The sequence below is a fragment of the Microbacterium oxydans genome (assembly GCF_000956525.1).
Classification (GTDB): domain Bacteria; phylum Actinomycetota; class Actinomycetes; order Actinomycetales; family Microbacteriaceae; genus Microbacterium; species Microbacterium oxydans_A.
Genome location: NZ_JYIW01000014.1, coordinates 30,836 through 57,340, shown reverse-complemented (window position 1 = coordinate 57,340; position 26,505 = coordinate 30,836). Strand labels below are relative to the sequence as shown.

At 70.6% G+C, this 26,505-nt stretch carries 24 protein-coding genes; 9 read left to right on the top strand and 15 right to left on the bottom strand.

Translation table 11 applies throughout. The features are described 5' to 3' along the window. Window positions 1-81 precede the first annotated feature (81 nt). Window positions 82-1,035, top strand: a complete 954-nt coding sequence (locus RS83_RS01405) for an ATP-grasp domain-containing protein (RefSeq protein ID WP_045277717.1) — start codon at window positions 82-84, stop codon at window positions 1,033-1,035. A 40-nt stretch (window positions 1,036-1,075) separates the two neighbouring features. On the opposite strand, the gene RS83_RS01400 is transcribed toward RS83_RS01405, so the two are convergent. The 7 genes from RS83_RS01400 to RS83_RS01370 all read right to left on the bottom strand — a co-directional run bounded on the left by RS83_RS01400 (window position 1,076) and on the right by RS83_RS01370 (window position 9,341). Continuing rightward, window positions 1,076-1,903: a carbohydrate ABC transporter permease gene (locus tag RS83_RS01400; protein ID WP_045277716.1), complete on the bottom strand. Its 828-nt coding sequence runs from the start codon at window positions 1,901-1,903 to the stop codon at window positions 1,076-1,078. Beyond that, a complete protein-coding gene (locus RS83_RS01395; RefSeq protein ID WP_045277715.1) occupies window positions 1,900-2,847 on the bottom strand; it encodes a carbohydrate ABC transporter permease in 948 nt (315 codons plus the stop codon). The genes RS83_RS01400 and RS83_RS01395 overlap by 4 nt, the downstream gene beginning before the upstream one ends. Then, window positions 2,847-4,088 (bottom strand): sugar ABC transporter substrate-binding protein, encoded by a 1,242-nt coding sequence (locus tag RS83_RS01390; RefSeq protein ID WP_045277714.1) that lies wholly within the window; start codon window positions 4,086-4,088, stop codon window positions 2,847-2,849. Before RS83_RS01390 ends, RS83_RS01395 begins: the two co-directional genes overlap by 1 nt. A 442-nt stretch (window positions 4,089-4,530) precedes the next feature. Beyond that, window positions 4,531-5,898: an NtaA/DmoA family FMN-dependent monooxygenase gene (locus RS83_RS01385; RefSeq protein ID WP_045277713.1), complete on the bottom strand. Its 1,368-nt coding sequence runs from the start codon at window positions 5,896-5,898 to the stop codon at window positions 4,531-4,533. Then, entirely contained in the window at window positions 5,895-7,262 is a 1,368-nt protein-coding gene (locus RS83_RS01380) for an amidohydrolase family protein (RefSeq protein ID WP_082071466.1), read from the bottom strand. The genes RS83_RS01385 and RS83_RS01380 overlap by 4 nt, the downstream gene beginning before the upstream one ends. 67 nt (window positions 7,263-7,329) lie before the next feature. Next, the gene (locus RS83_RS01375; protein ID WP_045277712.1) at window positions 7,330-8,589 is read right to left on the bottom strand and encodes an adenosylhomocysteinase; all 1,260 of its coding nucleotides are present in this window, start codon (window positions 8,587-8,589) and stop codon (window positions 7,330-7,332) included. After that, window positions 8,586-9,341 carry a hypothetical protein gene (locus RS83_RS01370; protein ID WP_045277711.1) on the bottom strand — a complete coding sequence of 252 codons (756 nt, stop codon included), beginning with the start codon at window positions 9,339-9,341 and terminating at the stop codon, window positions 8,586-8,588. The genes RS83_RS01375 and RS83_RS01370 overlap by 4 nt, the downstream gene beginning before the upstream one ends. 100 nt (window positions 9,342-9,441) lie before the next feature. Between RS83_RS01370 and RS83_RS01365 the strand changes: the two genes are divergently transcribed. Beyond that, on the top strand, window positions 9,442-10,821 hold the full coding sequence (locus RS83_RS01365; RefSeq protein ID WP_082071465.1) for an O-acetylhomoserine aminocarboxypropyltransferase/cysteine synthase family protein: 1,380 nt from the start codon (window positions 9,442-9,444) through the stop codon (window positions 10,819-10,821). Beyond that, window positions 10,818-12,026 carry an acyl-CoA dehydrogenase family protein gene (locus RS83_RS01360; protein ID WP_045277710.1) on the top strand — a complete coding sequence of 403 codons (1,209 nt, stop codon included), beginning with the start codon at window positions 10,818-10,820 and terminating at the stop codon, window positions 12,024-12,026. Before RS83_RS01365 ends, RS83_RS01360 begins: the two co-directional genes overlap by 4 nt. 477 nt (window positions 12,027-12,503) lie before the next feature. On the opposite strand, the gene RS83_RS01355 is transcribed toward RS83_RS01360, so the two are convergent. After that, window positions 12,504-12,968 carry a hypothetical protein gene (locus RS83_RS01355; protein ID WP_045277709.1) on the bottom strand — a complete coding sequence of 155 codons (465 nt, stop codon included), beginning with the start codon at window positions 12,966-12,968 and terminating at the stop codon, window positions 12,504-12,506. A gap of 144 nt (window positions 12,969-13,112) precedes the next feature. Between RS83_RS01355 and RS83_RS18165 the strand changes: the two genes are divergently transcribed. Further along, window positions 13,113-15,155: an acyl-CoA dehydrogenase family protein gene (locus tag RS83_RS18165; protein ID WP_052678745.1), complete on the top strand. Its 2,043-nt coding sequence runs from the start codon at window positions 13,113-13,115 to the stop codon at window positions 15,153-15,155. Further along, window positions 15,152-16,405 (top strand): LLM class flavin-dependent oxidoreductase, encoded by a 1,254-nt coding sequence (locus tag RS83_RS01345; RefSeq protein WP_045277708.1) that lies wholly within the window; start codon window positions 15,152-15,154, stop codon window positions 16,403-16,405. Before RS83_RS18165 ends, RS83_RS01345 begins: the two co-directional genes overlap by 4 nt. 134 nt (window positions 16,406-16,539) lie before the next feature. Here RS83_RS01345 and RS83_RS18640 read toward each other — a convergent pair whose 3' ends face one another. The 6 genes from RS83_RS18640 to soxR all read right to left on the bottom strand — a co-directional run bounded on the left by RS83_RS18640 (window position 16,540) and on the right by soxR (window position 21,904). Beyond that, entirely contained in the window at window positions 16,540-17,235 is a 696-nt protein-coding gene (locus tag RS83_RS18640; RefSeq protein ID WP_045277707.1) for a hypothetical protein, read from the bottom strand. Next, window positions 17,232-18,500 (bottom strand): LLM class flavin-dependent oxidoreductase, encoded by a 1,269-nt coding sequence (locus RS83_RS01335; protein WP_045277706.1) that lies wholly within the window; start codon window positions 18,498-18,500, stop codon window positions 17,232-17,234. Before RS83_RS01335 ends, RS83_RS18640 begins: the two co-directional genes overlap by 4 nt. Further along, complete coding sequence (locus RS83_RS01330) at window positions 18,497-19,804, bottom strand: acyl-CoA dehydrogenase family protein (RefSeq protein WP_052678742.1); 1,308 nt, start codon at window positions 19,802-19,804, stop codon at window positions 18,497-18,499. The genes RS83_RS01335 and RS83_RS01330 overlap by 4 nt, the downstream gene beginning before the upstream one ends. Before the next feature lie 3 nt (window positions 19,805-19,807). Next, entirely contained in the window at window positions 19,808-20,881 is a 1,074-nt protein-coding gene (locus tag RS83_RS01325; RefSeq protein ID WP_052678739.1) for a nucleoside hydrolase, read from the bottom strand. 20 nt (window positions 20,882-20,901) lie between these two features. Continuing rightward, window positions 20,902-21,255, bottom strand: a complete 354-nt coding sequence (locus RS83_RS01320) for a carboxymuconolactone decarboxylase family protein (RefSeq protein WP_045277705.1) — start codon at window positions 21,253-21,255, stop codon at window positions 20,902-20,904. Window positions 21,256-21,406: 151 nt separating this feature from the next. Continuing rightward, complete coding sequence (gene soxR / locus RS83_RS01315; RefSeq protein WP_045277704.1) at window positions 21,407-21,904, bottom strand: redox-sensitive transcriptional activator SoxR; 498 nt, start codon at window positions 21,902-21,904, stop codon at window positions 21,407-21,409. 83 nt (window positions 21,905-21,987) lie between these two features. On the opposite strand from soxR, the gene fdxA reads away from it, so the two are divergent. The 4 genes from fdxA to RS83_RS01295 are packed head-to-tail and all read left to right on the top strand — an operon-like array spanning window position 21,988 to window position 24,831. Continuing rightward, the gene (gene fdxA / locus RS83_RS01310) at window positions 21,988-22,314 is read left to right on the top strand and encodes a ferredoxin (RefSeq protein ID WP_045277703.1); all 327 of its coding nucleotides are present in this window, start codon (window positions 21,988-21,990) and stop codon (window positions 22,312-22,314) included. Next, entirely contained in the window at window positions 22,311-23,669 is a 1,359-nt protein-coding gene (locus RS83_RS01305; RefSeq protein ID WP_045277702.1) for an FAD-dependent oxidoreductase, read from the top strand. The genes fdxA and RS83_RS01305 overlap by 4 nt, the downstream gene beginning before the upstream one ends. Further along, window positions 23,666-24,175, top strand: coding sequence for a flavin reductase family protein (locus tag RS83_RS01300; protein ID WP_045277701.1), 510 nt, complete (start codon window positions 23,666-23,668; stop codon window positions 24,173-24,175). Before RS83_RS01305 ends, RS83_RS01300 begins: the two co-directional genes overlap by 4 nt. 26 nt (window positions 24,176-24,201) lie before the next feature. After that, window positions 24,202-24,831, top strand: a complete 630-nt coding sequence (locus RS83_RS01295; protein WP_045277700.1) for a superoxide dismutase — start codon at window positions 24,202-24,204, stop codon at window positions 24,829-24,831. A 106-nt stretch (window positions 24,832-24,937) separates the two neighbouring features. Here RS83_RS01295 and RS83_RS01290 read toward each other — a convergent pair whose 3' ends face one another. Further along, window positions 24,938-26,449, bottom strand: a complete 1,512-nt coding sequence (locus RS83_RS01290; RefSeq protein WP_045277699.1) for a SulP family inorganic anion transporter — start codon at window positions 26,447-26,449, stop codon at window positions 24,938-24,940. Window positions 26,450-26,505 lie beyond the last annotated feature (56 nt).

Sequence of the window (26,505 nt, the reverse complement as noted above, 5' to 3'; positions counted from 1 at the left end):
GGGGGTGGGAGAGGAGGGCGGAGATGAAGTTGTGTGACGCGCGCGGCGCCGCCGACGCTGGAACCGCTTAGCGTGAGAGGCATGACTGCTGATGCCCGCGTGTACGTGATCCACGAGAACGCCGAATGGTTCCCGCCGTTCGCCGCAGCCTTCGACGCTGAGGGCGTGCCCGCCCAGGAGTGGCTGCTCACCGACGGGTCGATCGACCTGAACGCCGAGCCGCCTGCCGGGGTGTTCTGGTCGCGGCTCAGCGCCTCGGCGCACACGCGCGACCACGGCGACTCGAAGGAGTACGGCCGCGCCGTGCTCCGTTGGCTCGAAGCAGCCGGTCGCACGGTCGTGAACGGCAGCCCGGTGCTCGAGCTCGAGGTGAGCAAGGCCGCCCAGCATGCGGCGCTGCAGCGCGCCGGCATCGTCGTGCCCCGCACCGTCGCCGTGTTCGGCACCGCGGCACTCAAGGAGCGGGCCCGCGAATTCACCGCCCCCTTCATCAGCAAGCACAACCAGGGCGGCAAGGGACTCGGCGTCCGCCGTCACGACAGCCACGAGGAGTTCGACGCCTGGGTCGACGGCCCCGAGTTCGAGGCCTCGCCAGACGGCATCACCCTGCTGCAGGAGAACCTGTTCGCGGCGGCACCGTTCGTCACGCGCGTCGAGTTCGCCGGCGGCGAGTTCGTCTACGCGGTGCGGGTCGACACCAGCGCAGGCAGCTTCGAGCTGTGCCCGGCCGAGGCGTGCGCGCTGCCGGGCGCTGACGGCGTCGAGCCGGAGCCGCTGTTCCGCATCCGTGCGGAGATCACGGCGCAGCATCCGCTCGTCCAGCAGTACCGCTCGTTCCTGCAGGATGCGGGAATCACGGTCGCGGGCATCGAGTTCATCGAGACCGTCGACGGCCGACTGGTCACCTATGACGTCAACACGAACACGAACTACAACCCCGACGTCGAGGCGGGGGCCGCGGTTTCGGGTCCTGGCACGATCGCCCGCTACCTCGGCGGCCTGCTGGCGCGCGAGGCGGAGTCGGTCGCGGTCTGAGCCTGCGGCACGGCGCCCTGCATCCGCCGGCCCAGCCCGCCTACCGCCCGCTGCCGGTGATCACGCCCTCTTTCACGTACCGCTGCGCGGCGAGCACCAGCACGAGCGCAGGCAGGCTCGCGATCAGGGATGCCGCCATGGTCGCGGCCCAGGTGTTCAGGTTCGAGTTCGCGAGCGCGTAGATGAACACCGTCACCGGGTACATGTCGGTCTTGGTGACCAGCGTGAGCCCGAACAGCAGATCGCCCCACGAGAACAGGAACGTGAAGACGCCTGCCGTGATGATCGCGTTGCGCGACAGCGGCACGACGACGCGCCACAGTGCGCCGAGCGGACCCAGCCCGTCGAGCGTCGCCGCCTCGATCACCTCGGTGTCGAGGCGCAGCATGAACGATCGGAGCAGGATGATCGCGAACGGGATGCCGGCGGTCGAGTTCGCCAGGATGAGCCCGATGTAGCTGTTGAGCACACCCCAGGTGTTGAACATCGCGTAGAACGAGTTCGCGAGCACGATGCTCGGGATCATCTGCGCCAGCAGCAGGAGCACGAGTCCGAGGCTCACGGCCCTGGAGCGCAGCCGGCTCAGCGCGTACGCGGCCGGCACGGCCACGATCAGCGTGAGCAGCACCGAGCCGAACGCCGTGATGAGGCTGACCCGCAACCCGTCGAGGCCGCCGTTCTCGAACGCGTCGATGTAGCCGTCGATCGCGGCCTTCGAGGGGAACCATTCGGTGTCGGTCGAGTTCGCGCCGGGCTGGAGGGATGCCGAGACCATCCAGTACACCGGGAACAGGTAGACGATCAGGATCGCGACGGTGAGGATCGTCCAGAACCAGCCGCGCGGGCGGCGTCGGGCGTGCGCGGTCATCGCTCAGCACGCTCCCGCCGCGCTGACAGCCAGGTGTAGACGATCGCGAAGCCGAGACTGATGACCAGCAGCAGCATCCCGTAGGCGCCGGCCTGGCCGAACTCGAACGTCGTGAACGCCGCCCGGTACGACAGCACGCCGAGCGTCATGGTGCTGTTCGCCGGACCGCCCTGCGTGAGTGCGAGCACGAGGTCGACGATGAGCAGGTTGAACACGACGCTCATCACGACCAGCACCGAGATCACCGGCCAGATGCTCGGGATGATGATGTGCCAGAGCCGCTTGGCGGCACCGGCGCCGTCGAGCGCGGCCGCTTCGAGATGCTCGGCCGGCACCTGCTTGAGCGCCGCGGCGAGGATCGTCGACCAGTACGGCAGGCTCGCCCACACCGCCACGACGATCACGCAGGCGAGCGCTGTCGTGGGGTCGGCCAGCCATGCCGTGCTCGGCAACCCGAGGGTGCGGAGGATGTCGTTGATGGCGCCGTCTCCGGCGAGGAGCGACTTCCAGATCGTCGCGACCACGACGGCCGGCAGCAGCCACGGGATCAGGATGAGCGCCGGGAGCCAACGGCTGCCGGGGAATCGCCGGGTGAACAGCAGGGCGAGCGCGAGTCCGATCACGAGCTCGGCGCTGACGGCGACCACGGTGATCGTGAGCGTGTTCACGATCGCGATGCCGGTCGCGTCAGCGCGGAAGATGTCGAGGAAGTTCTGGAACCCGACGAAGGGAGCCTCGCCGGTGATGAAGGTGCCGGTCGTGAAGTCGGTCGTGCTCATGAACACGCCGTACCCGAGTGGGAACAGGAAGAAGACGGCGAAGAACAGGATCGCCGGGACGAGAAACGCCCACAGCTCAACGGTCCGCCGCCTGCCGAGGGTCAGGCCGAAGCGGCCGGAGACGGTGGTCTCCGGCCGCTTCGGCGCCGCTGTGACTGCGGTCATCAGCCCTGGTCGGCCTTGCTCAACGCTTCCTCGGCGCTCACGCCGTTGACGGTCGCGTTCTGCAGCGCATCGACGTACTTCTGCTGCAGGGCGTTCCACTCGGTGCCGAGGGATGCCGGGTTGAAGGCGTTCTCGACGGGAGTGACGAAGGCCTCGGCCGCCGGCACCTCGGAGACGAACGCATCCTGCGCCGAGGTCAGTGCCGGCACGTAGCCGCCCTTCGTGGCGGTGTCGATCTGGTTCTCCTCAGCTGCGCGGCACTCGACGAGCGCTGCCGCCGCCTGCTCGCGCTTCTTGTCAGCCTGCACGGCGACGCCGTAGCCGTAGCCGAGGAGTCCGACGCTGCTGGTGTCGGCGCTGGTGGCCGCCGGGATCGGGAAGGTGCCGTAGTCGAAGCCGAGGCTCGTGTCGACGAGGTTCCACGGGCCGGAGACCGTGATGGCCGCCTTGCCGGACTTCCACTGGTCGATGCCGTCCCAGCCCCAGTTCACGAACTCCTTCGAGAGGCTGCCGTCGGCGACGAGGGTCTTGTAGAGGTCGATCGCTGCGGCAGCGCCGTCGCTCGTCACCTCGGCGGGGTCGCCGCCGGCGCTGAGCAGGAACGGCAGGAAGTACGACGAGGTCGAGCCGTCACCGGCGATGCCCGGCAGCGCGATGCCGTAGTGCTCGGCGTTCGTGGTGGCCTTCGCGGCGGCGATGAGCTCGTCGAAGGTCGTCGGGAGCTCGGTGATGCCGGCCGCGTCGAAGATCTCCTTGTTGTAGAAGACCGAGTAGTCCTCGACCTGCACCGGGAGGGCGAAGAGCGTGCCGTCGTACTGGCCGAGGTCGGCGACCGAGTCGGCGAGGCCGTCGGTGGTCAGGCCCAGCTCGCCGAGGTCGGCGAGCACGCCCTGCGCAGCGAGCTGCGGCAGCTGCGTGTCGGTGTTCATCAGCGCGACGTCGGGCAGCGACTTCGAGCTCGCGGCCTGCAGCAGGCTGGTGGTGTAGTCGCCGGACAGCGTCTGCACGTCGACCTTGATGCCGAGGTCGCTGGCGCACTGCTCGAAGTACTCCTTCTGCAGCGACTGGTACGGGTCGAAGTCGATGTTGTTCCAGACCGTCAGCTCGACCCCTTCGAAGCCGTCGCCGTCGGATTCGGCTGGTGCGGTCGAACCGGCGCAGCCGGCGAGGAGGATGACGGTCGCGAGTCCGGCGGAGGCGGAGAGAGCGACGCGAGACGGGCGCGTTCGGAGGATGCTCATGAGGGCGGGGGGTCCTTAGCTCGATCGGGCTGTGACCGATCGTCGGGAGAAGGGCGGCGGATGCTGTGGCATGAGTCTCGTGGACGCGCGCCCGGGCGTGTTCGATCGCGGAAACATGACGAAATGATCCGACGCACATCGTCGCAATACGACGTCGACCGGATGGGGCGCTTCGACAGGCTCAGCGACCCATCCTCGGGTCCCCCGGCTGGGGCGCTTCGACAGGTTCAGCGACCCATCCCTGGGCCCGAGGGCTGGGGCGCTTCGACAGGTTCAGCGACCCATCCCTGGGCTCTGAGCCGCACTCCCTTGGGTCCCTGAGCTCGTCGAAGGGCCGGCGTCACCACCCTGGGTCCCTTGAGGTGGGGCGCTTCGACAGGCTCAGCGACCCATCCCTGGGGCGCACCCCCCCTGGGTCCCTGAGCTTGTCGAAGGGCCCGCGTCAGCGCCGTCGAGCGCCGGCGGGGTGGTCGCCGCCGAGCACATCCGACCCGTCGGTGCGCAACCGCGAGCGCAGCGTGCCCGAGTTCGGGAACCCGCCGAAGAGTCCGCGCTCGCGCAGCTTCGGGGCGAGCAGCTCGCTGAAGTCGTCGAGCGTGCCAGGGGAGAGGAACTGGTGCAGCAGGAAGCCGTCGACCCCGGACTCGTCGACGAACTCCTCGATGTTCGCAGCCACCTCGTCCGGCGTGCCGATGTACCGGTCGTCCGCGAACGCCGTGACCGAGGCGAAGCGTGCCCGCACGTCACCGGCGGTGAGCGGCGGAGCATCCGTCCTCGTCTCCTTGGTCTGCGTGTGGGTGGTGTTCTGCTTGGCGATCGGCTCGTCGTCGGCGTAGGTGCTGAAGTCGATGCCGCTCCACCCCGCGTATGCGGCGAGCTGGGCGTCGGCGTTGTAGTGCGCCTGGTAGCCGTCGAGCTTCTCCTGCACTTCGATGCGGGTGCGCGCGATCACGGGGTTCATGCCGACCACGGCGCGGATCTGCTCGGGGTCGCGGCCGAGCTCGGCTGCCCGGGCGCGGATGCCGGCGAGCCCGGCCCTGATCGCCTGGGGGTCGGAGTCGCCGACGAAGATGAGCTCGGCGTGCCTGGCGGCGAACTCGCGGCCGCGCGGCGACCAGCCGGCCTGGATCAGGTACGGCGTGCGCTGCGGCGAGGGGATGCTGAGGTGCGGGCCGGCGACGGCGAAGTGCGCGCCCTCGTGGTCGATGCGGTGCACCTTCGACGGGTCGGCGAACAGGCGCCGCTCCTTGCTGCCGACGAAGGCCCCTGGATCCCAGCTGCGCTCCCACAGGTCGTAGACCACGTCGAGGAACTCGTCTGCCCGGTCGTAGCGGCTGTCGTGCGCCATCACGTCGAGGCCGAAGTTCGCGGCGGCACCGGGGAGGTACGAGGTGACGATGTTCCAGGCGATGCGGCCGGCGGTGAGGTGGTCGAGCGTGCTGAAGCGGCGCGCGTGCGCGAAGGGGTGCTCGTACGTGGTCGACACGGTCGCGCCGAAGGCGATGCGTTCGGTGACGGCGGCCAGTGCGGGGATGTGCATGAGCGGATCGTGCGCCGGCAGTTCGACGCCCCACTCCAGGGCGGTCGCCGCGCCGCCGCGGTAGGTGTCGTACAGGCCGAGCACGTCGCCGAAGAAGAACAGGTCGAAGCCGGCATCCTCCGCCCGTCGTCCGAGGTCGAGCCAGTACTTCAGCGAGGTCGCACCGAGTCGTTCGTCGGCCGGGTGGGTCCACAGGCTCACGGCGCCGGAGCCGTTGCCGACGCACGCCTGCTCGTAGAGCCCGTACAGCAGGGGGCGTCGTTCGGTCATCGGTTCGTTCCGTTCTGTCGGGTCCCTGAGTCTGCGCCCTGGGTCCCTGAGCCTGCGCCCTGGTTCCCTGAGCCTGTCGAAGGGGCGGCGGTCCACAGCGTGCGTCCGTCGACGATGGTCGCGACCGCCGCAGGGGCGCTCTCGACGAGCTCAGCCAACGCGTCGCGGGGGCTGGTCGATGCGACGTCGAACACCGCGAGGTCGGCGCGCGCGTCTGCTGCCAGGAATCCGCTCGGCGCGGGGCCGCTGCCGAGACCGAGTCCGAGCGCGCGAGCGCCGCCGGCCGTGGCCGCGTGCAGCAGCCGGGCGTGCAGGTCGTCGCCGGTGTAGCCCTGGACCTGGGCGAGGCGGTGCAGCTCGGCGACGTCGTCGAGCACATGCAACGAGGGAGACGACGACAGCGAATCGGTGCCGACGCCGATCGGGTTGCCCTCGCGCAGGTACGCGGCGATCGGCGGTGCGTCGAGCCCGATCACGGCGTTCGACCGCGGGCACAGCGCCACCGAGACGCCGCGTTCGCGCAACAGTGCGCGGTCGTCGGCGTCGACGTAGATGCCGTGCGCGAGGTGCGAGTGCGGAGTGAGCACGCCGACCGTGTCGAGGTAGTGCACCACCCCGCTGCCGGAGCCGCCTGCCGAGAGCAGCTGCATGTCGGAGTGCCCGAGCCCGCGCCACCGGTCGGCGAGCGGGCCGGTGCCGAAGCGCGCGAACTCGTCTTCGGATGCCGACTCGGCCGCGTGGATGTGCAGGCGGACGCCCTGTTCCTCGGCGAGCTGCTGCAGCGATCGGAACACGTCGGTGTCGAGCGAGTAGATCGCGTGCGGCGACAGGCCGGTCGCCGGCGGCGACGGCAGCGCGTCGAGCTGGGCGAGCACGCGCTCGCGACCGTCGACCTCCCAGCCGGCGCGTTTGAAGCCGAACACCTCCCAGAACACGATGCCGTGCAGGCCCGCATCGTGCACCGCGCTGCCGGCTGCAGGGTCGGTGACGATCTCGGCGACGGCGGTGGTGCCGCCCTCGATCGACTGTCGAGCGCCCTCGGCTGCCGACGCCGCCCAGTCGTGCTCGACGCGGTATCCCTGCTCGAAGGCCAGCGCCCACGTCTCGAAGCTCGGGTACGAGCCACGGCCGACCGCTGCCATGTCGGTGTACTGCAGGTGGGTGTGCGCGTTCACGAGCCCCGGGGTGAGGGTGCCGTCCCACTCATGGCGCTCGCCGACGGCCGTGCCGAGCTCGGCGGTCAGGTCGTCGTGCGTGCCGACGGCCACGATGCGGCCGTCGCGCACGGCGACGGCGCCGTCGGCGATCGGCGGGGTGGCGACGGGGAGCACCGTGCGCGCGCGGTGGAGGGTGATGCTGCTCATGCGGATCCGGTCTGGTCGGGGTCGGACGGTTCGGGTGCTGACCGGTCGGGTGCTGACCGGTCGAGGGTCAGGGGGTGATGTCGCGTGGACGCCACGACGTCAGGTCGTCGCGCTGTTCGGCCGACACGGCATCCAGTCCGCCGCCGAAGGCGCGCAGCGCGAGCGACGCGACGCGGTCGTCGGCCGCAGCGGGCAGGATGTGCACGGTCGGGGTCAGGGCGCCGCGCGATGCGAGCAGGTGGTCGACTGCCGCGAGCTGCACGCCGAACGACAGGTCCATCACCTGGATCGGGTTGCCTTCTGCCGCGCTGACGTTGATGCAGTGGCCGTCGTCGAGCACGCGGATGCTGCGCCCGTTCGGCAGCCGCAGCACCGAGACGGCGCCGACCCGTGAGGTCTCCACCGCGCCGGCCTCGCGGGCGTGCAGCAACGAGATCTCCTGGAACGCCCCGCCGCCGACCGCGACCGCAGCGCCGTCCGGCAGCCGTTCGAGGTGCTCGAGCGCGACGGTGTGGGCGATCCCCGTCGTCGAGATCAGCACGTCGGCGTGCGCTGCGGCATCCGACAGCGTCTCGACCGCGTATCCGGCGAACACGGCCTGGAGCGCTGCGACCGGGTCGACCTCGGAGACCGTGACGTGCGCGCCGAGCGCAGCGGCATGCCGCGCGACGCCGCTGCCGACGCGGCCGAACCCGGCGACCACGACCTCGGTGCCGGCCCAGGGCTGATCGAGCAGGTCGGCGATCGCCAGCACCACCGACTGGCCGGTGCCGTGCGCGTTGTCGAACAACGACTTCGTGCGGGCGTCGTTCGCGGCGATGATCGGGATGCGCAGCTCGCCCAGCCGCTCCATGGTGCGCAGCGGGCGGACGCCGCTCGTGGTCTGCTCGGTGGCGCCGGCCATCGCAGGCAGGATGCCAGGACGCTCGGTGTGCGCGAGCCGGATCGTCGCCGCGCCGTCGTCGACGATGACTTCTGGGTGGTGGTCGAGCAGCGCGAGCACGTTGTCGCGGTCATCGGCCTCCGTGGCGTTCCGTTGCGCGTAGGTCGGGATGCCGGCGCGCACCAGGGCAGCGGCCACCGCATCATCCGTGTCGCGCCCGACGCACGACACGGCGACATCGGCACCGGCCTCGGCGAGCAGCAGGGCGACCGTCGCGGTCTTCGGCTCCAGCACATCGGAGACGGCGATGCGGATGCCGCTGACGCGCCCCGAGTCCGCGAGCTCGGCGGCGAGCGCGGTCGTCGCCGGCATGAACTCCCGCGCCCAGGCGATGCGCGCTGCGCCCTCGCGCCAGAGCCGCGGGTCGGCGATGCGCCCCGTCATGAGAGCACCAGCTCGGCGAGGCCGGCGTCGGCGTCAGCGGCGTGTGCGTGCAGGATCGACAGCGCGACGAACAGGTCGGCGATGCGGCCCGGTTCGCCGTCGGCTGTCGTGAACGGTTCCGGTGGGGCCACGACCCAGGAGTGCGGAGCGATGTGCTGCACGAACGGACGCACGGTCTCGCCGGATGCCCGGATGAGCCCTGTGCCGTCGAGCGATGCGTCGATCGCGACGCCCGACCGGGCTGCCGGATCGACGGGAGCGTGTCCCTCGCCGGTCACGATCGACAGGTCGGCGGCTGGCAGGGGAGCGGATGCCGTCGCGGTGCGGGTGCCGGCGAGGTGCGCCCGCAGTCGAGCGGCCGGCGCATCGATCACGCGGATGATCCGGGTGCCGCCGGCGGAGAGCGTCGCCGCGATCGTCTCGGCGATCGGCCCGTCACCGACCACGAGCGCGGCCGCGGCGGGGAGCACCAGGTTCGTGCGCGTGGCGAGGGCACGGACGACCTGCTCCGAGCGCGCATGCGCGAGCAGCACCGAGAACGCCCGTCCGTCGCGGGGATCGGGAGCCGTGTCGTCCGCGACGACCGTCACGCCCCAGGCGGCGCTCGCCGCATCCGCCACGGCAGCGGGCAGCGCGGGGAAGCGCCAGCGGACGACACGAGGCTCGGACGAGGGGTGCGCGGATGCCGCGGCGGCGGCGAGCGGGAAGCCGGCGGGCGGCGCATCCGCGGCTCGCGAGGGGACTGCGATCACGGTGGTGACGCTACGCGCTCGCGCTCGCGCTCCGCCGGTCTGTGACCTCTCATGACGCCTGGGCGCGCGCGTGACGCGCGCGTTGTCTAGCGTCGGGGCAATGAGCCACGGCATCCCTCCCGAATCCGTTCCGCACGAGGTGCTCGACCCGGTGTACGACTGGACAGACTTCGGCTTCGACACCCGACAGGTGCACGCCGGCGAGTTCGACGAGCCCGCATACGGTTCACGGGTCGCGCCGATCTACCTGAGCGCCGCGTTCCGCTTCGACTCGTTCGACGAGAGCACCCGCCGCTTCGGCGGCGAGGACGGGCAGATCTACTCCCGCAACCTCAACCCGACGAACGGCGTCGCCGAACGGCGCATCGCCGCCCTCGAGGGTGGCGTCGGCGCGATCGTGGTCGGTTCAGGGCAGGCGGCGATCAGTGCGGCGATCCTCTCGATCGTCGGCAACGGCGACCGCTTCGTGTCGACCGCGAGCATCTACAGCGGCACGCGAATCCTGTTCGGACGGTCGTTCGCGCGCTTCGGCGTCGGCGTCGACTACGTGTGGGACCCCACCGACGAGGCCGAGTGGGAGGCAGCGATCGGGCCGGACACCAAGGCGATCTTCACCGAGACCATCCCGAACCCGAAGAACGACGTGGTCGACATCGCCGCGGTCGCCCGCATCGCCGAGCGCCACGGCATCCCGCTCATCGTCGACAACACGATCGGCACCCCCTACCTCGTGCGTCCCATCGAACAGGGCGCGCACATCGTGGTGCACTCGGGAACGAAGTTCCTCACCGGGCACGGCGCCGCGATCTCGGGCATCGTCGTCGACGGCGGCACCTTCGACTGGGCAGGCAGCCCTCGCGACTTCTCGGTCATCACGGCATCCCCCGCTCCCGGCGTGCCATCGGCCCTCGAAGCGCACGGCCCCCGCGCATACGAGCAGTTCGTGCGCGGCGGCATCGTGAACGACCTCGGGCCGGCGCTCTCGCCGTTCCACGCGTTCCTCCTGCAGCAGGGCATCGAGACACTGTCGCTGCGGATGGAGCGGCACGTCTCGAACTCCCGAGCGATCGCCGAGTTCCTGGCGCAGCATCCGGCCGTCGAATACGTCGACTACGCAGGACTCCCTGGGCATCCGCAGCACGAGATCGCGCAGCGCACGCTCGACGGGCGCTCCGGATCGGTCTTCGCGGTCACCGTGCGAGGCGGGAGGGCAGCGGCCGAGATCTTCATCGACAGCCTGCGCGTCTTCAGCCGCATGACGAACATCGGCGACGTGCGCTCGATGGCGCTGCACCCGGCGACCACCACGCACCTCTCCTTCACGCCAGAGCTGCGCGCCCAGCTCGGCATCGACGACGGGCTCGTCCGACTCTCGGTCGGCATCGAGACCGTCGCCGACCTCATCGCCGACCTCGACGGTGCGCTCGCCGCGGTCACCGCCCACCTCGAGGGCACTGCCGGCTCGGAGTCGGCGTCATGACCGCCCGCAGCCAGTGGACCGGCGTCGCCACCCGCGAGGAGCATGCCCACTGGCGGCGGATCGCGCAGGACGTCGCTGCCGAGCTCGCCGTCGACGTGCTCGAGCGCGAGAAGGCCGGCGCAGTGCCGCGGGCCGAGTCGGCGTTGCTGCAGCGCTCAGCGCTCACGACACTGCTCGACCCCGCCGAGTTCGGGGGCGGCGGCGGACACTGGTCGTCGGCGTTCCTCGCGGTGCGCGAGATCGCCAGAGTCGATGCCGGCATCGCCCAGCTGCTCGGCTACCACTACGCGAACTCGGCGACCATCGCGCTGGTCGCCGACGCAGCCGATCGCGAGGACTGGTTCCGGCGGAGCATCCGGAACACCTGGCTGTGGGGAGACTCGGTCAATCCGGTCGACCCGACGTTGAGCCTCACACCCGACGGTGACGGCTTCCGCCTCGTCGGCACCAAGCGCTTCTCGACCGGATCCTCGGTCGGCGATGTGATCCTCGTGAATGCGGTGGTCGACTCGGGACCGGATGCCGGACGCTTCGCGTTCCTGGTGCTGCCCGCCGGACACCCCGGCGTCGAGGTGCAGGACGACTGGGACTTCCTCGGGCAGCGTCTGTCGGCCAGCAACACGGTGCGCTTCGACGACGTGCCGGTCGGCCCCGAGCACCTGCTCGGCTACGGCACCGACGAATGGTTCCAGGCGCTGCTCACCCCGGCGGTGCAGCTCATGTTCGGCAACCTCTACCTCGGCATCGCGCAGGGTGCGCTCGACCAGGCGAGGGCGCTGACGAATGCTCGGCCGAACGCCTGGTTCCTCAGCGCGGCCGAGAAGTATCGCGATGACCCCTTCGTGCAGCGCCTCTACGGTGAGCTCGTGGCGCAGGTCGCAGCGATCGAGGCCCTCGCCGACCGCGTGAACGAGGAGTACGACGCGGTCGTCGCGCGGGGCGGCGACGTCGACGAGCAGGCGCGGGGTGACATCGCGATCCGGGTCGCACAGCTCAAGGTCGTCTCGAGCGACACGGCCGTCGACGTCGCGAACCGGGTGTTCGAGGCGACGGGGTCGAGCTCGACGGCGGCCAAGCACGGGCTCGACGCGCATTGGCGCAACGTCCGCACGCATTCACTGCACGACCCGATCGACTACAAGAAGCTCGAGGTCGGCGCCGACTTCCTGCTCGGCACGCGGCAGCCCCTCTCGCTCTACACCTGAGCGGTTCCGGTCGCAGCGTTCGGATGCTTCGACAGGCTCAGCAACCCAGTGGCTGGAACCCTGAGCGTGTGTTGGGATGCTTCGACAGGCTCAGCAACCCAGTGGCTGGGTCCCTGAGCTTGTCGAAGGGCCCGGCGACCGCAGTGTTGGGATGCTTCGACAGGCTCAGCAACCCAGGGGTTGGGTCCCTGAGCTCGTCGAAGGGCCCGGCACGCGGTTCCGGTCGCAGTTGCTGCCGCCTGCTCGGGTGAGAGGCGGCACGAAGTGCGACCGGAGTGTGCGGATGCTTCGACAGGCTCAGCAACCCAACCCCCTGGGTCCCTGAGCTCGTCGAAGGGCCCGGCACGCGGTTCCGGTCGCAGTTGCTGCCGCCTGCTCGGGTGAGAGGCGGCACGAAGTGCGACCGGAGCGTGCGGATGCTTCGACGGGCTCAGCAACCCAGGGGTTGGGTCCCTGAGCTTGTCGAAGAGCCCCGCGTCACCGGGCTTCGAGCTCGTGCAGCCGGGTCCAGAACAGGTGCAGGCCGTGCTCGGTGAGCGTGCTCGAAGCGCCGAGGGTCTCGAACAGAGCGCGGACGGCCTCCCGCGACAGCGGAGCGAGACCGGCGGCGATCAGCTCGGCGTCCGCGACGGAGGCCGCGCCTGCGTCAGCCCGCTGCACCAGCGAGTCGGCGGCGGCGGATGCCACGGCTGAGCGCGCCGCGGCATCCGCGAGCACTCGGAGGAACTGGGGGTCGTCGGCGGCCCGTTCGGTGTTGCCGTGCTGCTGCCGGCGGGTGCGAGCCGCGGTCTGCGTGGCACCGGTCTCGGTGACCTCGGCGATCAGCTCGGCGTGATCCAGCACCAGCCCGAGCGCCCGCGCCCCCGCACCGTCGTTCCACGGGGCGCCGAGCGCGGCGGCGCGCGAACGGAGTGGCGTGACGGGAGCGGTGTCGACGGGCATGATTCTCCTCGCCGCGGACGCGCGCAGTGCGGGTCCGCGCGGATCGGGTGCGGAAGCTCCGACTGTACCGAACAGCATCCGCCGGCACCGTCATGCGCGTTCACATGGACGCCCGCACCGAGTGTCGCTGGCTACGCTGAAGTCATGACCTCCCGTCCGTTCGGCTCCCTCGATTGGGCGCGGAGAACTTCCGGCATCCCCGAGCTCCTCGACCAGATCCGTCAGGCGAGCATCGCCGATGCCTCCGAGCTCCCGAAGAGCTTCTTCACCCGTCTCGCCGCGGCCGGTTTCGGTCGCATCAGGGTGCCGGTCGCCGAGGGCGGACTCGGTGGCGATGTGCTCGACCTGCTCGACGCGATCGTCGCGATCGCCGCGGCCGACTCCAACCTCGCGCAGAGCTGGCGCACCCATGTGCTCGCCACCGAGCGGCACGTGAAGGCCCCGACCGGTCCGCTGCGCGACCGCTGGATCGCCCGGGTCGCGGCAGGCGAGATCATCGGCGGCGGATGGACCGAGGCAGACGGATCGGGTCCGAGCGTCTTCACCACGCGCCTCTCGACCGAGAGCGGATCGCCCACGCTGACCGGCCGCAAGTTCTACTCCACGGGCAGCCGCTACGCCGACTGGCTCGAGTACAGCGCGGTCGACGATGCGGGCGAGCTCGTGATCGCGGCGCTGCGCACGACCGCGCCCGGTGTGACCCTGCTCGACGACTGGACCGGTTTCGGGCAGCGCGCCACCGCGAGCGGCACGACCGTGCTCGACGGGGCCCCGGTCGACCCGGCCGATGTCGCACCCTTCGACACGCAGCACCTCGGCACTCCCGGCTGGCAGCAGCTGATCCTGCTCGCGGTGCTCGTCGGCATCGGCGAGGCTACGCGCGCCGCCGCCGCCGACCTCGTCGCCCGCATCGACCGGGCCCACGGCGGCTCGCCGATCCTGGTGCTCGAAGGGTACGGCCGCATCAGTGCGCTCGCCGCGTCGTCGCATGCCTCGCTCGGCCGGATCGGGCGCCTGAACGAGATCGCGCACCAGGCGATCATCGCGGGAGATGCGGATGCCGCCGCGCTCGCCGACGACGCGGTCAACGCCGTGTTCCAGGCACAGGCCGTGATCGTGGAGCAGACCATCGAGGCCGCCGACCGGCTGATGACGTTGCCCTCGTTCCTCGATGACAACGCCGAGGCCGCCGACCTGCGGAGCAGCCTGCGGCTCGACCGCTTCTGGCGCAATGCGCAGACGCTGTCGACGCACAACCCGGTGCTGCACCGGCTTCGCGCGATCGCCGACCGCGAGCTGTACGCCCTCGATCGGATCGCCGAGCCAGGAGAACGGGCCGTCGCCGTCGAGCGGGCGATCGCCGACGCCATCCGTCCGCTGACCGTGGTCCGTGTCGATCCGGCCCTCGCCGCCAGGCTCACGGCCGACCCGCGCTCCCTCGACCGGGTCGCCGCAGCGTTCCGCGACCGTGAGCCCGCACTGTTCCAGTTCGACGAGCGCCCAGGTGCCCACTTCGATGCATCCGTCGCGATCGCGACCCTGCTGCATCGGCTGCCCACCGCCTGGTTCGCGATCGGCACGGCAGACCTCTCGGTCACCGGGCACCCGTACAACCTGGCCCGCCGCATCGCCTCGCTCGAGCAGCTCTCGGGCGGGCGCACGGCCTGGGTGCTCGACGACGGCGCCGCCGAAGACGGTTTCGTCGAGAGCGACGCCGAACGCGACCGCATCAGGGTCGTGCAGCAGTTGCTGCGCAGCTGGCCGCTCGAGAGCATCGCCGCCGACGCGTCAGCGGAGCATTTCGCGCAGACCGAGCGCATCCGCCGCATCAACGCCGATGGCGCGTATCCGACGGCCGGACCGTTGAACGTGCCGAGCAGCCCGCAGCAGCTTCCGGTCATGGTGTCGTCGCGACGCTTCGACGACGTGCACCGCTACGTCGACCTGCTCGTGCGCGGCGACGGCTGGGTGCTGCCGTACGCCGACGCCGCCGGTCACGTCCTCGCCGCAGGCCACGTGGTCGCCGACATCGACGGACTCCTCGCGATCGCGGCATCCCTCCCTGGCGCCTCGACCACGACCCCGCAGACCCTGCGCGCGCGACTGCAGCTCCCGGTGCCGGCACTGTACGAGCTGCCTGGAGCATCCGCCCGCTTCGAGCGCGGCAGCGACACGGAGGCATCATGACCGACGACCGGCGACTGCTCACGGTCAACATCAACGTGCTCGGCGTCGGGCAGCGTCCTGCCGCATGGCGCGCGCCCGACATCCGCCCGGACGCGATCGTCGACCTCGCGCACTGGCAGGAGGTCGCCCGCATCGCGGAGCGCGGCCTGGTCGACGCGATCTTCCTCGCCGACCGCCCGGCGATCACCGATCCGCGCAGCCGCCCGGTGCAGTACCTCGACCCCGGCGTGCTCGTGCCGGCGATGGCTGCGGCCACCGAGCATCTCGGCTTCGTCGCGACGGCCTCGACCACGCTGAACGAGCCGGTGGAGCTGGCCCGTCGCCTGTGGGCGCTGCACACCGCGACCGGCGGACGCTTCGCCTGGAACGCCGTGACCAGCTGGGATCCGGAGGCCGTCCGCAACTTCGGCATCTCGGAGCTGCCAGAGCGCGCGGTGCGCTACGCCCGCGCCGAGGAGTTCGTCACCGTCGTCAAGCGCCTGTGGGAGACCGCAGGCACCGCCGACGTGGTCGAGCACGACGGCTCGTTCTCGGTGCGCGCGGGCCTCGAGATGGAACGTCTCGTGGCGGACCGTCCGGCGATCGTGCAGGCCGGCGGATCGGAGCCGGGCTGGCGTCTGGCCGGGCTCGTCGCCGACGGCGTCTACTCGGTCGACCACGACCCGGCATCGGCCGCGGAGCACCGGCAGAAGATCCGCGGCTATGCGGTCGACGCCGGACGCTCGGCCGACGATGTCCGGGTGTTCCCCGGGCTCGCCGTCGTGATCGGCAGCACCGAGCAGGAAGCCTGGGACCGCTTCGACCACTGGGAGCACCTCGCACCGGCGACCTACAGCCTGAACGAACTGTCGAAGGCGCTCGGTGCGGACTTCTCGGGCCTCGACCTCGACCAGCAGGTGCCCGAGCAGCTCCTGCTCGACGCGGAACAGCAGGATGCCGGATGGTCGACCGCCTACCGGCGCGTGCTCGTCGAGCGGATCCGCGCGGAGCGCCCGACCGTGCGACGCCTGCTGCGCGACTTCGGCGGTTACGGCCAGCGGTTCCTCGCCGGCACGCCGGAGCAGATCGCCGACACCATGGAGGCCTGGTTCCGCAGCGGCTCCGCCGACGGCTTCAACATCATGCTCGACCTGTTCCCCTCGGGGCTGACCGACTTCGTCGACCAGGTCGTGCCAGAGCTGCAGCGCCGCGGCATCTTCCGCCGGGAGTACGGCCAGGGCGGCATCCTGGAGCGTTTCCGCCGACCCTGATCCGGGGTGGCGGGCCCTTCGACAGGCTCAGGGACCCAGGGTGCGGCTCAGGGACCCAGGTGGCGGCGCGGGGACCCAGGTGCGGCTCAGGGACCGCACCCCTGGGTCGCTGAGCCTGTCGAAGCGCCGCCGCGTCAGACCTGGTCGAGGCGGCCAGCGCCGGCGAACGCGGGGGAGCCCGCCGCGAAGGGCACGGATGCGCCGAGCCCGAACGCAGCGCGCGCCCCGGCAGACGCGACGCCGCCGCCCTCGACGGCACCACCGCCCCACACCGGCACCGCGCTCGCATCGAGCACGACGTCGATGCCCGGCCCCACGGCACCGGATGCAGCGAGCAGCACCGTCACCGACTTGTCCGCAAGGTCGACGGGCACCGTGATCGGTCCGCCGATCGAGGGGTGCACGGGGTCGGCGATCCGCACGATGCGGGCGTCGTCCACGTACACGCCGGCATCGGCGTCCCCGACGATCGCGTCGAGCGGCCACGACTCGAACAGTCGAGCGATCAGGGCGAGCGCCGATGCGTCAGCGCCGGCGAGCCCGATGCGCCGCGCGTGCAGGTTCGACAGGGTCGCGACGTTCCGAGCCAGGTTGATCGGATGCTGCCGCGCGCCGATGATCGGCACCACGACGACCCGTGTGGTCACCGCGAGCAGCGCACCTGCCGCTGCGGTGCGGTCGGGGGAGACCCCGTCGATGTCGCCGAGCAGCAGCACGTCGGCGGCCGCATCCAGCTCGGCGCCGAGTGCAGCGCGCGAGTCGCGCCCCGCGCCGGAGCGCACCGCGAAGGCAGCGAGCGTGGCGTCGTCGACGCGCAGGATCCGGGTCATCGACGTGCACCTCTCATCCAGGCCGTGAAGGGTTCGTCGCCGCGCTCCACGAGCAGGCCGCGGGCGCGCAGCACGGGCGTGACGTGCTCGGCGAACTCGCGCAGCCCCCACGGGTTGGTGTCGAACAGCAGGTTGAAGCCGTCGGCTGCCCCGGCATCCACCCAGTCCGTCATGATGTCGACCAGGCGCTCTGGCGAGCCGACGAACAGCTGGTGCCCGAACCCGGCGAAGTAGCGCAGCAGCTCACGCACCGTGAGGTTGCCGGCAGCGCCGTAGGCGGCGATCGCCTTGCGGAAGCCGATCGGCGCGGCGGAGGGGTCGCCCGACAGGCGGGTGATCTCGTCTTCGGCCGGCGCGTCCAGGTCGAGGCGCGAGCCGTCGATGCCGAACATCGCCGTGAACCGTTTGAGCACGTAGCCGTCGGGGCTGCGCTCGTGGACCACGGAGAAGCGGCGCTCGGCCTCCTCCTCGGTCGAGCCGACGACGAGATGGATGCCGGGGAGCACGAGCGGTGCAGGGCGGCCGAGCGCGGCGGCGCGGTCGCGGAGGTCGGCGGCGTTGGCCGCCGCGGTCTCCTTCACCGTCTCGGCGGCGAACACCGCCTCGGCGCTCTCGGCGGCCAGCTGGCGGCCGCGCGGTGAGCCGCCCGCCTGCACGATGAGCGGTGCGACGTCGGGCAGCAGCGACCGGATCGCCGGGTCGACGCCGAGGTCGGCGCGCGCGATGCGTTCACCGAACAGCTCGCCGGTGTGGTGGTAGTCGGTGTCGTCGCGCACGGCGGCGATGAAGGCGCTGTACGCCTCGACGAACTCCTCGGCGCGCGCGTAGCGTTCCTCGCGGCCGGGGTCCGCGTCGTACCCGAAGTCGGTGATCGCATTGCCGGTGATGCCGGTGACCACGTTCCACCCGAAACGCGAGCCGCTGAACGCGCTGACCGAGAGCAGCCGACGGGCCAGCTCGACCGGATCGTTCGAGCTCGACGAGACGGTCGAGATGATGCCGAGGTGCTCGGTCTCGGCTGCGACCGTCGCCAGTGCGGCCAGCGGCTCGAGCAGGCGGCTCGGCCGGATCGCCGGGTTCGACGCGAGACCGGGGGTGTCGGCGAGGAAGATCGCGTGGATGCCGGCATCCTCAGCGGTGCGAGCGGCATCACGCCAGAAGTCGGCGCCGAACACGCGCAGCGGGTCTTCGCCCGGCGCACGCCAGGCCCCGGCATCCGTGCCGTAGTCGTAGACGTTCGCGCCGAGCACGAGGGGACGGGTCATCTGGCTGCCTCCATCGCGTCGGTGCCGATCTCGGTGCTGGTCTCGGTGCTGGTCTCAGTGCGGTCCGTGCCGAGTCGACGGGTGCCGACGTACCAGATCTCCGGGAGGTCGGCGTCGAGCAGGGCGCGCTCACCGAGTGCCTTGGCCTTCAGGTGCACCGGGTTGTGGTTGCTGAGCGTGCGGGCGTTGCGCCAGTGCCGGTCGAGCGCGAGACGGCCGTCGACGAGCGAGCCGCCGCCGAGGTCGAACACGCTCTGCGCCGCCTGCAGCACGAGCGACGGCACGAGCACCTGGGCTCGGGTCACCGCGAGATGGCCGTCGCCGGTCTGCTCGTCGAGCGGGCGCTCGAGGTCAGCCCCGAGCAGCGCGGCGGCGGCGCGCACCGAGGCGACGACGCCCTGGGCGAGAGCGTCGAGCGTGCCGATGCGCTCCTGCAGCTGCGGGTCTTCGGCTGGCGTCGCGGTCGACGCGTGACTGAAGGTGCGGGTGCGCGAGCGCAGCCAGGCGATCGCATCGTCGCGGGTGCGCAGCGCGATGCCCGCGAGCGTCGCGAGATGCGTGAGCTGCAGCACCGCGTCGAGGTTGCCGAGGCGATCGGTGCGCGAGCCCTCGCCGACGCGGAGGCGCGCCGGGTCGACATCGACGTCGGTGAACTCCACCGTGCCGGAGGTGGTCAGGCGCTGCCCGACGCCGTCCCAGTCGTCATGCAGCACGATGCCGTCGGCATCCGCCCGCACGAGCGCCACCAGGTGGCGGCCGTCGTCGTCGGAGACGAGCACCGAGATCCAGTCCGCGTAGCCGGTGCCGGTCGCGTAGGCCTTGCGTCCGTTCAGGCGCAGGATGCCGTCGGCATCCGTCCGCAGTGTCGTGCCGACCGTGCCGATCGCGTGCGCGCCGCTCTCGGTGGTCGCGCCGGCGTAGACGCGCCCGGCGGCGATCTCCTCGGCCGCGTCGTCGGTCTCGCCGCGCGCGATCGCCCTGGCTGCGCGGTCGCTGGTCGTGAAGTGGGTGCGGAGGCTCTGCGTCACATTCGAGTCGGCGCGAGCCAGGAGGATCTGCAGGTCGACCAGCTGCGGGTACGTCAGCCCGGCCCCGCCGACAGCGACCGGCAGCCGAGCAGCGGTCAGCCCGAGCGCTGCGAGCTCGCGCACATCGGCCCTGAGACCGTGGTCGGGGTCGCCGTCGTGGTCGCGCGCGGGCGCTGCGGCCGCGATCCTGGCGATGACCGCATCGATCTCGGCGGCGTTCGACAGGCCGTAGCCCGCATCGGCGACCGAGGTGAACGCGAGCAGATCCTCCGGCATCCTTCAGTCCTGCCCGACCGCAGCGCCTGCGGCGCCCGAGTTCGGCCAGTTCGCCGGCGCCGTGCGGCCGGCGGCGTCGAGTGCCGGCCGGGTGCGGCCGTAGGCGAGCGCGTGCACGAACCGCCGACGGAACTGCGTGAGATCGAACGACGTGACAGCGCGGGTCGACGGACCCTCCGGCGTGCCCCACACCAGCGGCAGCCCCTCGGCGGTCAGTGCGACGCGCGTCGCGAGTGAGCCGGCGGCCGGCGTGAAGTCGACCGGTCCCTCGACCCAGCCGGTCACGATCTCCGGGCGGTGCAGGATGACCGAGGCCAGTCCGTCGTGCGCCGCCGAGATCCGGCGTCCCCACTTGTACTGGTAGAAGTCGTTGTACGCGTCGAGGATCGTGCCGGCGAACTGCGCAGCCGGCAGCTCGGAGTCGAGCAGCGTCGCTGTCACGTGCTCTTCGAGCAGCGCCTGGGAGGTGACGTTCACGCCGACCATGATCACGTTGCCGCGGTTGACGGCGCCGAACACCCGCTCTGCCGCAGCGCGGTCGTTGTGCGTGTTCGCATCCGTCACTGTCGGGGTGCCGGCGGCCGGGTACGGCCCTGCGCCGCCCATGATGACGACCGAACGGAACTTCAGGAACAGCTCCGGGTCCTGCTCCAGCGCGAGCGCGATGTTCGTGAGCGGACCGAGCGGGTGCAGGTCGATCTGGCCCGGATGCTCGTTCGCGATCCGCACCAGGTAGTCGGCCGCGGACTCCGCCTCGAGGGTCGGCTCAGGGCGCACCAGACCGCGGTCGCCGAGGCCGTCGTGGCCGTGCACGAACCACGCGATCGACGCGTCGCCGTCGAGCGGCGCATCCGCTCCGCCGTAGATCGGGATGCCGGGAGCATCCGCCACATCGAGCACGGAGGCCACGTTGCGGGCGGAGTCCTCGACCGAGCAGTTGCCGTAGATCGTCGTGATGCCGACGATCTCGACATCGGGCTGCGCGAGCAGGTACAGCAGCGAGTGGGCGTCGTCGATGCCGGTGTCGGTGTCGACGACGATCCACTGCTTCTCGGGGGCGAAAGCGGGCGAAGGCATGGTTGTCTCCGTCGTCCGGATCAGTGCTGGTGCTCGTGCGCGGGCTCGGCGAGCTTGAACGCCAGCCGTCCGTGCGCGAAGCCGCCACCCGCGCGGATCGCGGTCGCGACCCAGGCGGCCTCGGCGAGCTCGGCCTCGTCGGCACCCGCGGCGACGGCCTTCTGCGAGTGCGCGTCGATGCAGTACACGCACTGGGTGGTGATGCCGACGGCGAGAGCGATCAGCTCGCGGTACTTCAGCGGGATCGCGCGCGACTCGTCAGGGGCGAACACCGCGCTGTCGAACGCGGCGAAGGCGGCGAGGATGTCGGGGGTGTGCTGCTTGTAGACCTTCGTGTAGGTCTTGTCGGCCTCGCTGTCGAAGTATGCGCTCATGCTCTGCTCTCTGATCTGTCTCGGATGCTCCCGACGCGGATGCCGACGCGTTGGCGCGACGGCACGACGAAGAGAGCAGGGGTCTACCGCGACGCTATGACCCCCGGCATCCGACCGCATCTCGGAGCGCAACATGCGGTCATGCGACGACTCAGTCCTCGTCTTCTCCTCGGAGGCGCTGCGGGCCGACGCCCTGGTTCGCGAGTTCGTCGTCGGGGTTGAGCAGTCCGCATGCCTTCATCGACAGGCAGCCGCACCCGATGCATCCGGTCAGTTCGCGCTCGAGCCGCTCGATGCCCTCGCGGCGCTTCTCGAGCTCGCGCTTCCACCGGCGCGAGGCGCGCTGCCAGTCGGCATGCGTCGGTGTCTCGGTGAGCGGCACGTCGGCGAAGGCGCTCTGCACGTCGGCGAGCGGGATGCCGAGGCGTTTGGCGACCGAGATGAGCGAGACCCGGCGCAGCATGTGCCGCGGGTATCGGCGCTGATTGCCGGGCGTGCGGGTCGAGGCGATCAGGCCCAGGTTCTCGTAGAAGTGCAGCGCGGATGCCGCCACACCGGTGCGGCGGGTCATCTCGCCGATCGTGAGGAACTCGTCAGCGGTGTGCAGGTGCGTTCCCTCGCCCTGTTCGGCGTTGGGTCCAGCGGTCATGGTGATCCATCCCGATGTTGTCGGATTTGCCCTCAAGCGTACTTGAGGTTTTACGGTAGAGGTATCCCGAGGAAAGCCGCCAGATGACCTATGTGATCGCCCTGCCCTGTGTCGACGTGAAGGATCGTGCGTGCATCGACGAGTGTCCCGTCGACTGCATCTACGAGGGAGAGCGCTCGCTCTACATCCACCCTGACGAATGCGTGGACTGTGGAGCGTGCGAGCCCGTCTGCCCCGTCGAAGCCATCTACTACGAGGACGACCTGCCCGACGAGTGGCAGGACTACTACAAGGCCAACGTCGAGTTCTTCGCCGAACTCGGCTCGCCCGGTGGCGCAGCCAAGGTCGGCATGTACTCGTTCGACCATCCGTTCGTCGCGGCCCTGCCGCCGCAGGAGAGTGCCGAATGAGCGCGCTCGCCCCCCGTGTCGCGATCGTCGGGGCAGGACCCGCCGGCATCTATGCGGCCGACATCCTGCTCGGGCTCGCACCGACGGTCGAGATCGACCTCTTCGAGAAGCTGCCGGCTCCGTACGGGCTGGTCAGATACGGCGTCGCGCCCGACCATCCGCGGATCCGCAAGATCACGGATGCCCTGCACGACGTGCTCAGCGATCCGCGCATCCGGCTGCGCTGCAACGTCGAGATCGGCGTCGACATCACGATCGACGAGCTCCGCGCCGCGTACGACGGGGTCGTCGTCGCCACCGGGGCGGACCTCGACGTGCGGCTCGACATCCCCGGCATCGATCTGCCCGGTTCGTTCGGTGCCGCCGACTTCGTCGCCTGGTACGACGGGCATCCGGATGCGCCGCGGGACTGGCCGCTCGCGGCGGAATCGGTCGCCGTGCTCGGCGCTGGCAACGTGGCGCTCGACGTCACCCGGATCCTCGCCAAGCACGCGGCAGCGCTCACGCACACCGACACTCCAGATCATGTCCTCGATGCGCTCGAAGCCAGCCCACTGCGCGACGTGCACCTGTTCGCGCGCCGTGGTCCGGCCGATCTGCGGTTCTCCGCGCTCGAACTCCGCGAGCTCGCCGAGCAGCACGACGTCGACGTCATCGTCGATCCGGCCGAGATCGCGCTGGACGAGCACGCCGAACGCATGATCGCGCAGTTCTCCCAGCGTCGGATCATCGTGCGGACGCTCACGGAATGGGCGGCGCGCGATCAGAGCATCCGATCGGCTTCGCGGCGGGTGCATCTGCACCTGCGCCAGCGCCCGGTGCGCGTGCTCGGCGATGACCGAGTGACCGGCATCGAGATGGAGCGCACCGCGTCTGACGGACTGGGCCGCATGGTCGGCACCGGCGAGCTGCTGCGCTACGACGTCGGCGCCGTGTACCGAGCGATCGGCTATCGGTCGACGCCGGTCCCTGGCGTGCCGTTCGACACCGAGAACGGAGTCGTGCCGCACGCCGAAGGGCGAGTGCTCGGCGAGGGTGGAGCCCCGCTCCCGCGGCTCTACGCGACCGGCTGGATCAAGCGCGGTCCGGTCGGTCTGATCGGCTCCACCAAATCGGATGCCGCGCAGACCGTGCGGCATCTCGTCGACGATCTCGCCGCCGCCGATGTGTCGGAACGCGACGCCGACCCGATCGCGCATCTCACCGATGCGGTAGACCTGGAGGGGTGGCTGCGGATCGACGCCGCCGAGCGCGGTGCCGGTGCGGAACGCGGTCGCGAGCGCACGAAGATCGTCGACCGGACCGAGATGCTCTCGCACGCCGGGCAGACGCACATGACGGAGGCAGGACGATGAACGAGAAGCCGGTGCCGACCGCGGTCGGAGAAGGACTCAAGGCGGCATTCCGCACCCACCCGGCCGGCGTCGCGATCATCACGGCGTCGACGCCCGACGGACCGGTCGGCCTCACCGCGTCGAGCGTCGCCTCGGTCTCGGTCGATCCGGCTGCGATCGTGTTCTCGGTGACGCGGGCGACCGGGTCGGCCGGTGCGCTCCTCTCGGCCTCGAGCTTCGTCGTGCACCTGATCGATGACGAGCACTCCGAGCTCGCGCAGAGCTTCGCCACGAGCGGCGCCGAGCGGTTCACGCCCAGCCAGGGGTGGACCGCGCTCGACACCGGCGAACCGCATCTCGCCTCCGCTCGTGCCGCCCTGCGCTGCCACACGTTGCGAACCGTGCCCGTCGGGGCATCGACCGTCGTGATCGCCGAGGTGCTCGACGTCATCTCCGGCCCGCAGGGACGCCCCCTCATCTACATGGATCGCCGCTTCCACACCCTGGCATCCGACTACACCATCTGAGATCCGCACCATCGAAAGGAACACGCATGTCCACGCTGTACACGCTCCCCGAACTGCCCTACGACTACTCGGCGCTCGAGCCGCACATCTCCGGCAAGATCATGGAGCTGCACCACTCCAAGCACCACCAGGCCTACGTGACGGGCGCGAACACCGCGCTCGAGCAGCTGGCCGCAGCACGCAGCGCCGGCGACCTCGCGGTCGTCAACAAGCTCGAGAAGGACCTCGCCTTCAACCTCGGCGGCCACATCAACCACTCGGTGTTCTGGCAGAACCTGTCGCCCGAGGGCGGCGGAGCACCCGAGGGCGAGCTCGAGGCGGCGCTCGTCGACGCCTTCGGCTCGATCGATGCCTTCCGCGCGCACTTCACCGCCACCGCACTCGGCGTGCAGGGCTCCGGCTGGGCCGTGCTCGCCTGGGACAGCGTCGGCGCCAGCCCCGTGATCTTCCAGCTGTTCGACCAGCAGGGCAACGCTCCGCTCGGCGTCATCCCGCTGCTGCAGCTCGACGTCTGGGAGCACGCCTACTACCTCGACTACCTCAACGTGCGCGCCGACTACGTCAAGGCGTTCTGGAACCTCGTGAACTGGCCCGACGTGCAGCGCCGCTTCCAGGCGGCCCGCACCGCGACGCAGGGGCTCATCACCGCTCCGTGAGCCGAGTCGGCTGTTCACGTTTCAGCAAGGATTCGCGTCGGCGCCGCCGAAACGCGCAGTCCGGCCCTCCCGGCTGGCGTTCTTGCTGAATTGTGAACGAGCGGAGTCAGTGACCGCCGTCGAGCTTCCCGGAGAGTCTCCGGTGCAGCTCGGCGGCGGTGTCGTTCAGGCCGCGGATCTCGACCGTCGTGCCGCGCTGCTCGTACTTCGTGACGACGGCGTCGAGCGCGGCGACCGTCGATGCGTCCCAGATGTGCGAGCCGCTCATGTCGATCACGACGTGCGCCGGGTCGTCGGCGTACTCGAACTGCGTCGTGAGGTCGTTGCTCGACGCGAAGAACAGCTCGCCGTCGACCGTGTACAGCGCGCGTTCGGCGTCGACCGTGCGCCTCACGGTCGCGAAGTGCGCGACCCGCCTGGCGAACATGACCATCGCGGTGATCACACCGAGCACGACGCCGATCGCGAGGTTGTGCGTCCAGACCGTCGCGATCACGGTGATCAGCATCACGGCGGTCTCGCTCTTCGGCATCCGCCGCAGCGTCGCAGGACGGATGCTGTGCCAGTCGAAGGTCGCGAAACAGACCAGGAACATCACCGCGACCAGTGCCGCCATCGGGATCACCGCGACGACGTCGCCGAGCGCGAGCACCAGGATCAGCAGGAAGACGCCGGCGAGGAACGTCGAGATGCGGGTGCGGGCACCAGAGGCCTTCACGTTGATCATCGTCTGCCCGATCATCGCGCAGCCGCCCATGCCGCCGAACGCGCCGGACAGGATGTTCGCGACACCCTGGCCCCAGGCTTCGCGGGTCTTGCGGGAGTGCGTGTCGGTGATGTCGTCGACGAGCTTCGCGGTCATCAGCGACTCGAGCAGCCCGACCACGGCCATGGCGAGTGCGAACGGCGCGATGATCGCGAGCGTCTCGACCGTGAGCGGCACATCGGGGATGAACAGTGAGGGCAGGCTCTGGGGCAGCTCGCCCTGGTCGCCGACCGTCGGCACGCTCCAGCCGAACACCGCGACCGCCGCGGTGAGCAGCACGATCGTGACGAGCGGCGCCGGCACGACCTTCGTGATCCGCGGCATCAGGACCAGGATGGCGAGGCCGACCGCGACCAGCGGGTAGACGAGCCACGGCACGTCGAACAGCTGCGGGAGCTGGGCGATGAAGATCAGGATCGCCAGCGCGTTCACGAAGCCGACCATGACCGAGCGGGGGATGAAGCGCATGAGCTTCGCGACGCCGAGCAGCGCCAGCACGATCTGGATCACGCCGCCGAGCAGCACGGTCGCGATCAGGTAGTCCACGCCGTACTCGCGCACGACCGGGGCGATCACGAGCGCGACGGCACCGGTGGCGGCGGTGATCATGGCGGGGCGTCCGCCGACGAACGCGATCGCGACGGCCATGATGAACGACGAGAAGAGCCCGACCCGCGGATCGACGCCAGCGATGAGCGAGAAGGCGATCGCCTCGGGGATCAGCGCGAGGGCGACGACGAGTCCGGCGAGCACCTCGCGGGTCAGCAGTCGAGGACTCCGCAGGGCCTGCAGCACGGTCGGTTCGATGCGGTAGCGCGAGGCGCTGTCGCGGGCGGGGGTGACCGCGGTCATGGGTGCTCCTGGAAGGCGTGCGATCGCAGGCCGTCTGGCGCGCTGGCACGGAGGAC

Excerpts from the sequence above, each read along its gene's own strand:
- RS83_RS01395 (WP_045277715.1), bottom strand. The coding sequence starts at position 2,847 with ATGACCGCAGTCACAGCGGCGCCGAAGCGGCCGGAGACCACCGTCTCC.
- RS83_RS01305 (WP_045277702.1), top strand. The coding sequence starts at position 22,311 with ATGAGCGCGCTCGCCCCCCGTGTCGCGATCGTCGGGGCAGGACCCGCC.
- RS83_RS01290 (WP_045277699.1), bottom strand. The coding sequence starts at position 26,449 with ATGACCGCGGTCACCCCCGCCCGCGACAGCGCCTCGCGCTACCGCATC.
- soxR (WP_045277704.1), bottom strand. The coding sequence starts at position 21,904 with ATGACCGCTGGACCCAACGCCGAACAGGGCGAGGGAACGCACCTGCAC.
- RS83_RS01325 (WP_052678739.1), bottom strand. The coding sequence starts at position 20,881 with ATGCCTTCGCCCGCTTTCGCCCCCGAGAAGCAGTGGATCGTCGTCGAC.
- RS83_RS01295 (WP_045277700.1), top strand. The coding sequence starts at position 24,202 with ATGTCCACGCTGTACACGCTCCCCGAACTGCCCTACGACTACTCGGCG.
- fdxA (WP_045277703.1), top strand. The coding sequence starts at position 21,988 with ATGACCTATGTGATCGCCCTGCCCTGTGTCGACGTGAAGGATCGTGCG.
- RS83_RS18165 (WP_052678745.1), top strand. The coding sequence starts at position 13,113 with ATGACCTCCCGTCCGTTCGGCTCCCTCGATTGGGCGCGGAGAACTTCC.
- RS83_RS18640 (WP_045277707.1), bottom strand. The coding sequence starts at position 17,235 with ATGACCCGGATCCTGCGCGTCGACGACGCCACGCTCGCTGCCTTCGCG.
- RS83_RS01385 (WP_045277713.1), bottom strand. The coding sequence starts at position 5,898 with ATGACCGAACGACGCCCCCTGCTGTACGGGCTCTACGAGCAGGCGTGC.
- RS83_RS01320 (WP_045277705.1), bottom strand. The coding sequence starts at position 21,255 with ATGAGCGCATACTTCGACAGCGAGGCCGACAAGACCTACACGAAGGTC.
- RS83_RS01330 (WP_052678742.1), bottom strand. The coding sequence starts at position 19,804 with ATGCCGGAGGATCTGCTCGCGTTCACCTCGGTCGCCGATGCGGGCTAC.
- RS83_RS01400 (WP_045277716.1), bottom strand. The coding sequence starts at position 1,903 with ATGACCGCGCACGCCCGACGCCGCCCGCGCGGCTGGTTCTGGACGATC.
- RS83_RS01335 (WP_045277706.1), bottom strand. The coding sequence starts at position 18,500 with ATGACCCGTCCCCTCGTGCTCGGCGCGAACGTCTACGACTACGGCACG.
- RS83_RS01365 (WP_082071465.1), top strand. The coding sequence starts at position 9,442 with ATGAGCCACGGCATCCCTCCCGAATCCGTTCCGCACGAGGTGCTCGAC.
- RS83_RS01360 (WP_045277710.1), top strand. The coding sequence starts at position 10,818 with ATGACCGCCCGCAGCCAGTGGACCGGCGTCGCCACCCGCGAGGAGCAT.
- RS83_RS01390 (WP_045277714.1), bottom strand. The coding sequence starts at position 4,088 with ATGAGCATCCTCCGAACGCGCCCGTCTCGCGTCGCTCTCTCCGCCTCC.
- RS83_RS01345 (WP_045277708.1), top strand. The coding sequence starts at position 15,152 with ATGACCGACGACCGGCGACTGCTCACGGTCAACATCAACGTGCTCGGC.
- RS83_RS01300 (WP_045277701.1), top strand. The coding sequence starts at position 23,666 with ATGAACGAGAAGCCGGTGCCGACCGCGGTCGGAGAAGGACTCAAGGCG.
- RS83_RS01405 (WP_045277717.1), top strand. The coding sequence starts at position 82 with ATGACTGCTGATGCCCGCGTGTACGTGATCCACGAGAACGCCGAATGG.
- RS83_RS01375 (WP_045277712.1), bottom strand. The coding sequence starts at position 8,589 with ATGACGGGGCGCATCGCCGACCCGCGGCTCTGGCGCGAGGGCGCAGCG.
- RS83_RS01355 (WP_045277709.1), bottom strand. The coding sequence starts at position 12,968 with ATGCCCGTCGACACCGCTCCCGTCACGCCACTCCGTTCGCGCGCCGCC.
- RS83_RS01380 (WP_082071466.1), bottom strand. The coding sequence starts at position 7,262 with ATGAGCAGCATCACCCTCCACCGCGCGCGCACGGTGCTCCCCGTCGCC.